Raw genomic sequence first — 8,148 nt, 5'->3', positions numbered from 1 at the left:
GTGGCCCCGGCCGTCCCATCGCCTAGCGTCGCCGTCGCCGTCGCCCACCAGGCGGAGGTAGGCCTCGTGCACGAGGGCGGTGGCCTGGAGAGTCTGCCCCGGGGCCTCGCCGACGAGCCGATGGGACGCAAGCCGTCGGAGTTCCTGGTAGACGAGCGGAAGGAGTTCCTCGGACGCCTTCGGGTCGCCCTGCTCGATGGCCGAGAGGTTGCGGGTCACGTCGTTCATCGCAGGGCCGATGGTTTGGGGGCGGTCCGTGGACCAGCGACGGGCTCGGTGGATCGCTCTCGAGATTACAAGCCGTCGATCCGAGAAGATAGACTTACGGGCCGGCTGGGTCGGAGGAGGCCCAGATCGCCATGACGTTCCGTCTCTGCTGGGATGAGGAGCGATCGGTAGCCGAGGCCGGAAGACTCCGAGCCGCCCCGGCGCGACCCGGCCGATCCTCATCGATGCAGACCTCCGGGTCGCGCGCAGGATTCCCCGACGATGGAGGCGGCACAGCGGGTGGGATGGAGGGCTCGATCCGGCGCGATGTCGAGCCCGCACGTAGGTCCGATGACGGGCGTTCTCACCAAAGGCAGGCTGGGACACCGAAGGCAACCCTCGGTTCGGCAGGCCGCCTCAGGAGATGGATCGATCGTCGAACGTCTGTGAAGCGGCCTTTAGTGCGCCAGGAAAGCTTGGGAGAGGAGGAAGCGAAAGCGGAAACCTTTCGATGGAACCCTGCGGGTAACCAACCCCGTCCGGCAGAGCTGGCCGGCAGCCGGAAGCGAGTCTTGCGTGGTTCCGGGGCGACCCGCGCTGCGAAGCGTAGACAGCGAGCGAGCGGGCCGTGCGATTGAGCCCCGAAATATTTCCTCGCGGGAGCCGACGTTGTTGAAGGGACGGAAGGCCGCGTCGCGGCGCCGCAATGGCCTGGCGTCCGCGATCCCGCCGGGGTCAGAGAGCAGGACACGTCCACGTGGGTTCTCCAGGGACCTGGGAGGCCCCGTCGCCTCCACGGCAAATCCCGGCCGGAGTCACCGGGTGACCAACTCCAGGCCCTGGGCCGGCGCACCCGTCGACCCTGCGAGCGAAACGCGGGTGCAGTCGTGGTACCGCCAAGCGAAGGCGACGAAGCGCGGCGGGACGGGCGGCGGGGAGTCGGAGCGTCTCATGGTACCTGTGACGCGGGGGAACCGTCCCGAGGAACCCCGCCGAGGGAAGGGGACGTCGGGCCATGAGGCTGCTGGAGGGAACGATGCCGGGGACGCCGAGCCCTGAGACCATCTCAACGCGACGACGGCGGATAGCGGAACTGGCGAGGCAATCGCCGCAGGCGGCACGGGATCACCGGAAATTCGCGGAGCCTGAGCAACTTTCGGCACCACGCGAGGCTCGCCTGGCACAAGTGGCTCAGTCGCCGCTCGAGCAAGGCGTACATCCCGTGGGAGCGTTTCGGCGACCTGGAGCGGCGTTACCCGCTGCCTCCGGCGCGCCTGAATCGCGCCCGCCAGGTCACGTAGCGAGCGCATGGCCTGAAGAGCCGGATGCCTTAATCGGGCAAGTCCGGATCTGTGGGGGCCCGGGGTGGGAAACCGCCCTGGGCTGCCCGACTGTCACCTACGGTAATGCTCGTCGATTCCGTGATCCCTCCGATCCAGGAACTCGCCGTCGAGCCCCTCCTGGACGGCGAAGAACGAAACGTGTCGTCGTCCCGTCCTCAGCGACCCGCCTTCGGTTCGATCCGGGTCAGCGCTTCCAGGCGGAGGAACGGCGTGTCGCGCGGGACGGCCGGGTCGGGATCGAGGTCGAGGCGGAGGGCGGCGACGGCGCCGCGGTAGGCGGGGTGCGAGGCCAGGTCGACGGTGATCGAGGCCGCGGCGTCCCCGCCGGGCGTCGACGGGATCTCGAAGGCCACGGAACGCTCGGCGGCGAACGACTCGCCCGGGGCTCGCCAGAAGAGGGCGCCCCGGACGGGCTTCGCCGTGAGGTTGGCCGCGGCCAGGCGCAGCGAGGGGACGTCGGCCGCGGGATACCACTGCTCGGGCGCCAACGCCTGGGGATCGGGGCCGGTGGCGCGGAGGACCAGGCCGTGTCCGGACGGCGTCCCGCCGTCGGCGAGGTCGTGGTAGATCCAGTGCCGGCGATCCGACTCGAAACGGAAGTCGGGACGCGGGTCGGCGGGCCGGAGCGACTTCGCCCGTTCTCGGACCTCCTCCGCCGTGCCCAGCATGAGGATGTAGTCGTATTCGTAGGCGATGTCGTGGTCGAGGATCTCCTTGCGGATCGGCGAGATGTAGCCGGTCGGCCCGTCCTTCGGCCCGCCGGTGTTGGGCTTTCCGTGGAACCCGCCGATGAACGAATAGATCCCGGGGTGGATCACCCCCAGCCCCTGGCCGTCGTCCCCCACGAGCGCCGCCCAGTGCTCCGGGGCGTTCCAGGAGGCCCAGGGGGGGCCGGCGTTCGCGATCGTCTCGACCGGCTCGCCCTCGAACGGGCGGACGCCCTTGTAGGTGATGAGCCGATGGAGCTTGCCGATCGTGTAGACGGCGGGAAGCTCCTGGTCCCGCGCGGGGTATTGCGTGCGATCCTCGCGGGCGTTGTTCAGCCGGCAGCGGACGCGGATGGACGCGGGGGATTCGGGGTCGAAAGTGATCCAAGTCTCGAACGTGCAGTCGCCGGGGACGTCGTCGAGGGCCCATTGCATCGGGAGCGACTTGACGTAGAGCGAATCGCCCGAGTTCCTGTGTTCGAGGACTCGCGCGCGGTTCTTGTAGACGTCGCCCGTGCCGATCGGGTTCCACGGCCAGTTGGGCCAGCCCGGATGGGCCTTCCCGAACGGCTGCGGCCCGCTGTAGTACGACTGCTGGACCTGGCGGCCGTAGTCGTGCGAGTTGACGAGGTTCGGCGCGTCCGGGGCGGAGCGGGCGATCTCGGTGATCACGCCCCCCAGGTCCAGGTCGACGCCCACGCGGACCGTGCCGTTGTCGATCCGGCTGACGCGAGGGGGTTCGGCGCGGGCGAGCGGGCCGTAGAGCAAGGCGGTGACGACGAGGGCGGCGGGGTGGAGGCGCAGCATGGGCCAGGCTCCCGGGGACGCGGCGTCCGGTGATGAGTCGAGGGCGGGACCGCCATGCCCCGGGGGGCGACGGTGTTGCATCGGTCCGACGGCCGCACGAGGCCGCCCGACCATCCGCCATCGTCGCATCGGCCGCGAGGTTCCGCCAGGGCACGGCCCCGCACCGCCGAGCCCGGAATCCACCCATGCCGCTGGATTTTATAATGGGGATTATTTCAGAGTGCAGGTGCGTGGCCGATCCGACGAAGCGGCGAAACGTGCTTCTGAGGTGGCGGCACCGAAGGCTGCCGCCATTTCATCGAGACCTGCGGAGTTCTCGCCAACGCTCCGCGTCCATCTGGACGATTTGATCCGCAGCATCAAACTCGAGACCCGTCAGGGCGGAGACACGGCGGAGGATAGCGGCCGCGTTGCCTTCCATCGGTCTGGGCGTCCGTCGCTTTCGGCGTCCGGACCCCAAGCCCGCCGCGTCGAACGTCCGGCCGTCGGGATCGAAGGCCACGCGACGGACGGCGACGGGGAAAGGGAAGTCGCCGACCGCGACCAGCCGGATCGGGCCTCCGACGGGCGTGCCGTCGCTGGCGTCGTGGAGCCGGACCTCGCCCGAATCGTCGCCGACGATCAGGAGGTTCCCGTCCGGACTGTAGGCCATCGCCGAGATGGGTGCCTCCTTGCGGATGGCGGGGCGAGCCGCGCGGCCCGAACCCAGGTCCCATAGTCGCAGCAGGCGGCCTTCGCCCGTGGCGGCCCGCGCGCCGTCGTTAGAGACCGCCGCGCGCTGACAGCCATTCCCATGGGGGAGCGGGAGCCCGACCGCGACTCCGCCCGCGAAGCAATGGACGCGGACGACGGGAGGTTTCTGCGACCGATCGAGGACCATCAACAGCGAACCGTCGCCGCTCGTGCCCAGAATCCGGCCGCCCAACTCGATCTTCGCGCCTCCCGCCGCCGGGCTCAGTCGGACCGTGGAGACCGAGCCCCGGTCCAGGCTCCTGGCCTCCCAGGTTGCGTCTCCGCTCTCGATGATAGGAGGTGTTTCATCGATCCGGTCCATCGGCGGCAACGGCGGGCCCTCGGCCAGACGGTCGGCGAGAAGCCACCGCTCCGCGACGTTCTCGTTGAGGATCACGAGCTCACGCTCATCGGGCCCGAAGTAGACCTGCGGGGAGCCGGTCTTCCGAGGCACTCGGAACGGTGGAGACTCCTCCTCGCCGGTGGACTCGTCCCAGAGCTGAACCCATCCATCAATGTCGATCGATGCGATGCGACGGCCGTCGCGGCTGACCGCGAGGCCCGTCAATTCGACCCGAGATCGCGGCTTGTAGCTGCGGAGGAGGCGCATGTCGTGCGGGTCGTATGTCGAGAACACCCAGTGGCCGCCCCAGGCGGCGAAGTACCGCCCCGCCGGCTCGAACACGACCCGCCGGTTCGGCAGCGTGGTCTTGAGGGCCGTTACGTCGGAGGGGTGCCCGGTCGACGGCTTGCCCGTCAAGGTGATCCACCGCCCCTCGCCGCGATGGGTGACGACGGCCCTCCGGCCGTCGGGCGCGAAGGCGACGAAGACCGGAGCGTCCAGGCCGGTCGTCGGCGGGCCGACGTCGCCCCCATCGGCGACCCGAATCACCCTCATTTCGCCGTCCGACGCGGCGGCGATCAGGGAGCCGTCGGGGCTGAAGGATCGGAAGCCCCACTTCTCAGGCAGGTCGATGGAAGGCCCCGCCGGGGTGCCGGCGGCCGTATCCCAGGCCTGTACGCGAGAGCCGTCGCGCGTGCCGACGAGGAGGTGTCTGCCATCCGCCGAGAAAGCCACCGGGTAGGTGCCCGTCGGAAGATCGGGCCCGAAAGTCTGCCAGTCGGATACTCGAAACGATCGCACGGGCCCGCCCTTCTCAGATGCTGCGACCACCTGAGCGTCGGGGCTGAGGCGGGCATCCCCCTGGAACGAGCGATCGTCCTCGAGGCGGGCCATCCAGGAAGGCCAGGCGTCCAGGTTCATGCGGATGATCCGCCGAAGATTCTCGTCGTCGGGAGGCGAATATTCGAGGGCGCGGGCCATCCAGAACAGGCCCTCGCCCACGCGCCCCGACTCGGCCAGGGCTCGGCCGCGTTCGAGGGCCTGGCGGGCGGCGACCGATCGGAAGCCGTCCCGAGCCAGACGTCCCTCGGTCGTCCCCTGGGCGGCCTCAGCGGCGTCACGTTCGAGACGCAGGGCTTCGGCCTCCCGTTTCAGCCGCGCCCCTTCAATGGCCAGGCGGCCCGCCAAATCCTGCCGAGCCAGTACAGCCCGCACCCAGGCGACCGTCGCCGCGAAGAAGGCGGCGGCGAAGATGATGGCCAGGACCCAGGGCCACGCCCGACGCCTCGAGTCTCCTGATCCAGGATTGCCGACGACCTGTGCCATGCTTTCTCACCGGGAACGGATGCCTCCTGGACGCTCCTTGCCGTCGATCGGCTCGCCTCCGGGACGCTCGATCGTACTCGGCGGAGGCGACGAAGGCCAAGCCTCTAGCGTAGGGCTGCCGCCAGCGTCCGATAATGGGCATTCGAACCGACGGCAGGCCGGGGCAGGGGAGGCAAACCTACGGTCGGCAGACCGGCTCAGGTGATGTTTGGGCCGTTCAACGTCCGTGAACGCCCTTTATGTTACGCCTGGCCGACGAGTCTCGATACCCTCCATGAGACGAGACACGTGGGCTTCGCCGCGACGGGGCGACGACGCCCGCAGCCGTAGCCGATGAGCCCAACCGCTCCCAAGGCGCCAAGGGTGATCGAGGATGGTTCCGGAATCGCTGCCATGACCGCTGCCCCGCCGGAGCCAGGCGCGGCTCGCGTCGTCGTCTATGCCGGCCATCGTAACGTAGGGACCGGCACCGCGGCCGAGGCACCACTCAGACGAACTACCCCACGACGAGCACGGCCAGGCTCACCACCCCGATGATCGAGGCGACGGGCGGGGGCGCGACGCCCGCCAACCTCGCGACGGCCCCGCCGACGATCAGCAGGAACCACACGCCCTGCCCTCGCCGCGTCGGCGGCGCTCGGTCTTCATCTCGGCGTTGAGTTCCGCCTTGATCGCGTCCTTCGTCGCCTTATCCATCGTGGCCCATCGCGTGGTGATCCGACGGGGATGCTTCGCCGCCCGGGGCGACGATTGTACCGGCGGGGGCGGCCGGGACCGCGAACCGAGCATAAGCTCCGTTACGGGTCGTAGCGGTCGGCGTCGGGAGCTCATCGGAGGTTGAGGCACGAATTCCTCAACGTTCTGCCGCCCGATCGCGGGGCGCGCGATGGTGTACAGGCCCGTCGGGCCCGCAACTCGGCCGCACGCGGCGTCCCGGATCGGTGCGGCGGATGCGGGGGCGGGCGATCGCCCGGATAACGACGTTTTGACCTTGACCCTTGACAAGGGCGTCCGGATCGGGGAGATCAGGATATTTGGAGGTGTTCCGGTTGGACAATAACTATGGCCCGAGAGGCGCGGAGACCTGCATCATGGCCCGAAGAAAGGCGAGATGGGTGGGGATCCTGGCGGCTTTGCTAGGCCCCATCGTCGTGACCGGCGTCGCGAGGGCGGACATCATGTTTTTCACCGACAGGGGCGAGTTCATAGAGTTTTACAACCAACACCATAGTCAGTCCCTGCAAGGTTTGACGGCTCTCGCTGATGAAACGAATGATCAGGTGGTCAACGGCCTCAGTACCAACGGCCAACGGATCCTGATCAAGGGAGACACGCCCCTGGTCGTCCAGGCCGGGTCGGACCTTGTCAGCACCCCCGGCAGCAGCGCCTCATCCCTCGTGGAAGAGGTCTCGGTGCTCAATCCGCCCGGGACGACATTCGTCGCCGAGGGGGCGACTTATACGTTCGACCTGACCCTCGGTTCCTTCAATCAATATACATTGATCGTCGGGGACTTCGTCGGCCCAAATCGACAGCCGAGCCCGACTGCATCGGCGACGTTCATCACAACTGGATTTAGCTCGTTCTTCGGCGCTGTGGCCTACAAAGGCCAGTCCTTCGATTACTTCCAGGTGGTGGATACGGCGGGCAACCGTACCCTGGATACCAAGTCCGATATTCGATTGTCCTTCATTCCCGAGCCGGCCAGCCTGGCAATGCTGGGCACTGGCGTGCTCGCCCTCGCCGGCGTGCTCGCCCAGAAGCGTCTCCGGTCGTCGGCCACCTAATGCGGCACCGCTTGCTCTGAGACGCGACGAAGGGCCGCCAGGCCACCTAGACGATACGATCGCACCCGACCTTCTCGTGGGCGGCCACCAGCGACGGGCGGATCGGCTTCGGCTGGCCGCCGCCCGGAGGCCTCATGTAGACCTTCGACGTCGACCGCGGCCTCCCGTCGTCCCTAGCGGCCCCTGGAGCGGTCCTGGGCCTTCGACCGCCTCGCGGGCCTCCCGGCGCCTGCACGGGCCTTCCAGCGGCGTTCGGCTGGCGGGGAGGGAAGCGGTGCCGGAGTTGCGCAAGGTCATCAGCGGCGGGCAGACGGGGGCCGACCAGGCCGGCTTACTCGCCGCGCGGGCCGTCGAGTTGGAGACCGGCGGCTGGGCCCCGAAGGGCTGGCTCACCGAGGACGGGCCCGCGTTCTGGGGCACCGAATCTTCAGGCCATCGGGCTACGGTCCGGGGATGCCGCAGGCACGGGAAGCCTTGCCTCGTCGTGGAGGGGTGCGACCCGGCCGAGCGACGTCCGTGTCTGGCTGGAGGCCCACCAGGTCGCAACCCTCAACGTCGCCGGGAATCGGGAGTCGACCAATCCGGGCCTCGGTGGGCGGGTCGAGGCGTTCCTCGCCCGGCTCCTCGTCGCCAAAGCCGGGGACGGCCGGTAAGGGCCTTTATGTCGCACCCGCCCAGCGAGTCTCATAATCCTCCGTTTGGAGAGACGAACCTCGGATGTTGGTCCATGGCGAGCCGAACAGGGTGCAGCGGATGGTTCGGCCGGGGTTCGCGGCAGCGTGAGGTTTGGCGTCACAGTGCTGGCGGGGCCGGTGCCGCGGGCGGGACCCGCTGAGGTAATGCGACGACTGGCGGGGCCGCGACTGCTCCGCCCTCGACTGACAGCCCGGCCAGAG

Annotated in this window: 6 protein-coding genes and 1 pseudogene; 3 read left to right on the top strand and 4 right to left on the bottom strand. The window is 68.9% G+C overall.

Annotation, left to right across the window (positions count from 1 at the left end):
- From G6O68_RS31205 to G6O68_RS33765, 4 genes are all read right to left on the bottom strand, one after another.
- A partial coding sequence (locus G6O68_RS31205) for an ECF-type sigma factor (protein WP_240911580.1) occupies window positions 1–228 on the bottom strand: 228 nt, incomplete at its 3' end.
- A 1,477-nt stretch (window positions 229–1,705) separates the two neighbouring features.
- A complete protein-coding gene (locus tag G6O68_RS31200; protein ID WP_165253568.1) occupies window positions 1,706–3,064 on the bottom strand; it encodes a hypothetical protein in 1,359 nt (452 codons plus the stop codon).
- Window positions 3,065–3,359: 295 nt separating this feature from the next.
- Window positions 3,360–5,465: a WD40 repeat domain-containing protein gene (locus G6O68_RS31195; RefSeq protein ID WP_165253566.1), complete on the bottom strand. Its 2,106-nt coding sequence runs from the start codon at window positions 5,463–5,465 to the stop codon at window positions 3,360–3,362.
- A 242-nt stretch (window positions 5,466–5,707) separates the two neighbouring features.
- Window positions 5,708–5,860, bottom strand: coding sequence for a PEP-CTERM sorting domain-containing protein (locus G6O68_RS33765; protein WP_165253564.1), 153 nt, complete (start codon window positions 5,858–5,860; stop codon window positions 5,708–5,710).
- A gap of 696 nt (window positions 5,861–6,556) precedes the next feature.
- Here G6O68_RS33765 and G6O68_RS31185 point away from each other — a divergent pair.
- From G6O68_RS31185 to G6O68_RS33755, 3 genes and pseudogenes are all read left to right on the top strand, one after another.
- A complete protein-coding gene (locus G6O68_RS31185) occupies window positions 6,557–7,252 on the top strand; it encodes a PEP-CTERM sorting domain-containing protein (protein WP_165253562.1) in 696 nt (231 codons plus the stop codon).
- Window positions 7,253–7,328: 76 nt separating this feature from the next.
- Window positions 7,329–7,604, top strand: a pseudogene (locus G6O68_RS33760) (hypothetical protein); the annotation flags it as partial.
- Between the two features lie 82 nt (window positions 7,605–7,686).
- Window positions 7,687–7,905: a YpsA SLOG family protein gene (locus G6O68_RS33755; RefSeq protein ID WP_390625414.1), complete on the top strand. Its 219-nt coding sequence runs from the start codon at window positions 7,687–7,689 to the stop codon at window positions 7,903–7,905.
- Window positions 7,906–8,148 lie beyond the last annotated feature (243 nt).

The organism is Paludisphaera soli, assembly GCF_011064595.1.
Classification (GTDB): Bacteria; Planctomycetota; Planctomycetia; order Isosphaerales; family Isosphaeraceae; genus Paludisphaera; species Paludisphaera soli.
The sequence above is the reverse complement of the archived record's forward strand: the minus strand, read 5'-3'. Positions and strand labels throughout refer to the sequence as shown.